This window comes from Flammeovirga aprica JL-4 (assembly GCF_012844305.1).
In the GTDB taxonomy this organism is placed as follows: domain Bacteria; phylum Bacteroidota; class Bacteroidia; order Cytophagales; family Flammeovirgaceae; genus Flammeovirga; species Flammeovirga aprica.
In genome coordinates, this window is the sequence record NZ_JABANE010000237.1 from 1 (window position 1) to 3,002 (window position 3,002).

Annotated in this window: 2 protein-coding genes; both read right to left on the reverse strand. The window is 36.5% G+C overall.

The window, feature by feature from the left end; translation table 11 throughout:
- The coding region (locus HHU12_RS33380) for a transposase (RefSeq protein WP_169656597.1) at positions 1-479 on the reverse strand (479 nt) is incomplete at its 3' end.
- 89 nt (positions 480-568) lie between these two features.
- Entirely contained in the window at positions 569-2,698 is a 2,130-nt protein-coding gene (locus tag HHU12_RS33385; RefSeq protein WP_169661057.1) for a sulfatase-like hydrolase/transferase, read from the reverse strand.
- Between the last annotated feature and the right edge of the window lie 304 nt (positions 2,699-3,002).

Here is a 3,002-nt window from a genome sequence, read left to right on the forward strand (position 1 = left end):
TTGACAAGCTTTTTATCTCCTTTGGCTCTACCTTGACTGCCAGCGTCATACCCACCTACAGCAAACTCATCGACCTCAACATACCCCTTCAAAGGATGCTGTAAACTACTTTGCATAGCATATTGCACTTTACGTCTGAAATTTAAACAGCTTTGATAACTCAAGGACAGTTTCTCACTTAAAGTTAAAGTGGACATGCCTTTCTTATCACAACTAACTTTAAATATGAATTCAAAAGCAGTTAGAATTGAAAATTTCAGCTTATGAAATAGGGTATGAGCCGTAACAGACTCATCATATTTACACTTTTGACAACGTCTGGAATGTAACTTTTTACCTTTCATATATTTTGTATGTTCACATTTCCTACATTTGTAATGATCACTCCACTTTAGTGTCGATAAATATTCAAGACAATCTTCTTCTTTTTGAAATGTTGAATAAAATGTTCTATCGTCAAAACCTTCAAAATTGATCATAATACATCTGGTTGTTTGGTTACTTTTACACTAATGTAAATCAGTTAACCGTAACAGAAGTACGTTTTACTATTTAGGGCGATCTAAGTTTAGATACCTATAAATTTATACACCATCTTTTGGCCCTCTTTGATCAACACTAATAAATAAAACCCATTTTCTAATGGAGCAACATCTATAGTTCCATGACTCACTTCTCCCTCACCAAAGCTTTTTCCATTTAGATCTAAAATAGAATAATGGAGAGGTGTAAAAATGGAGTTTTTATCAAATTGAAGGTAAAGAGAATGATTGGTAGGGTTGGGGAATATCTTGAAGTCAAATGAGGTGATTGTAGTGATTTCATCCTCTCCTTTGATGGTAAATTGGAATACATCGGAGACTTCTTGAAGGTTATTATTTTGAGCTGTCAGTTTGATGATCAGCTCATCACTTTTAGAAGGGGAAGTACCCACGAATGTTCTTTTTTCTGCATCAAAAGTAATCCAATCAGGAAGAGGATTACCATCAGATTGAGAGGCCACATACGTCACATCATCACAGTATTGATGTACAAAAGTATCAATAGGAATGGTAAAATTAAATTTGGTATTGCCTTCTACCGTTATATCTTCAATAGGATGGAGCACTTTTAGATCGGAAGTCAGCGAGGATTTGATTTCATTCCAATTGTCATTACCCCAACCGTCAGGAGTAGCAAAGGTTTTCAATTCCTCACAGAAAATTTCACCCAATTCAATCACCAATTCAGGAAATAATGCAGAAAGGTCTTTTGTTTCTTTAGGATCTGATTTCACATCAAAAAGCTCGAATACCGGTTTTCTTCCACTAGGGTAATCTCTATGATAATTAGGAGACATTTCACCTGTAAAACGCAACATATACTGCTCTTTCATCACTGCCCAAGCTGGAGGAGAAGCATTCTTTTCCGTATTGGGTTTGGTATGGAAAGTTTTATTGATCAAGTGCCCCCAGCTTCCTGCATGACGCCCAGCAAAAAGAAGGTAGTCTCTTACTTCAGGAGCATTCTGATCTATAAAAATAGGCAGTAGACTTTTTCCATCAATACCCGTCGGAACCGTTCCACCTGCTGCCGCAATTGATGTTGGAATAATATCCATGGTGGAGACCAAATGTTCTGAAGTGTGTGGTGCAGTGATGCCATTTTTCCAATACACAAAAAGCGGAACCCTTACACCTCCTTGATGCATCGTTCCCTTTGTACCAATGTAGGGAGCATTAGCAGGCAGAGGTGACCCAATTTTAGCACCATTATAACTGCCTCCAGCTTGCGCGCCATTGTCTGATGAGAATAAAATCAACGTATTTTCCAGTTCTCCTTTTGATTCAAGATAGTCTACAATGCGTTTGATATTTTCATCCACACCATTCAAGTGAGCATAGAAATTATTGAGGTCATAATAATCAGAGTCAAACTTGTCGAAATACTTGGCAGGGGCTTTGGGCTCTAAAGAATCATGTACAGCATGATAGTGTAATTGTACATAAAATGGCATTTCATCATCGATGTACTTCATCATAAAATCCAACGCCTTATCAGTAAAAGTATCAGTATTGTATTCGGTTTGAATACCCGCATGTTCATAATTTTCAAACACAAGGTCGGAATTATAAAACTGACTTCCCCAGTGGTTATACCCATAATAATAATCAAAACCATTGTTGAGAGGATGTAATTCGTCGGTGACAGAACCCTTTTTTCCCACCTTGGCATTAGGATCATTAGGCCCAAGGTGCCACTTCCCAATGTGTGCGGTCTTATACCCAAGCCCATGAATTTTTTCCGCTAAATGAGCACCTTGAGGAATACCCACATTTTTATCCGCGTTGACATGCACCCCAAAACGATTTTGTAAAATGCCTGTGGCAATTCCCATTCTGGAAGGAGAACACAAATTACTTGTGGCATAAGCATTATTAAACACTATACCTTCATTGGCTAGTTTAGAGATGGTCGGAATTGCTCTTTTAGAAAATGCAAGTGCATCCTCTTTACTATACCCTTCAAGTTTGTCTACCAGTTCTACAAAATAGGGATCAAAATCTTCCACTTCTAGCGTATCATTATTTACAGCAAAGTGCCCATACCCTAGGTCATCCATAAGGATAAAGATGATATTGGGCTTTTCTTGAGAGAATAAATTGTTGGTCAATAGTGTCAATGACAATAGAAGTATTGGTATTGTTTTATAATTCATTGCTTTCAGATGTGTAGTTTGTTTATTCAATATATCATTTCATAGTAATCACTAATTTTCGAATAATTACTGAAAGCAAATTAAGGATAGTGAAACAGTTGGTGTAGGGGTATTTAGGGCATTAGGTGTATCAAATCAGTCAAAATGAAAGGGTACATTGTAAACTAAATTTTCATCTTCTTTCAATTGCTATTTATACAAGCTATCTAAGTACTACTTCCAAACTTCCTTCTTCTTCATTTCTCTTATGATTAAAACAAGGAAAATTGTATTTATTTTGTACAATTTCTTCCAAAAGAGATAA

Bases quoted from the DNA above. Each gene is read 5' to 3' on its own strand.
- HHU12_RS33385 (WP_169661057.1), bottom strand. From the start codon at position 2,698: ATGAATTATAAAACAATACCAATACTTCTATTGTCATTGACACTATTG.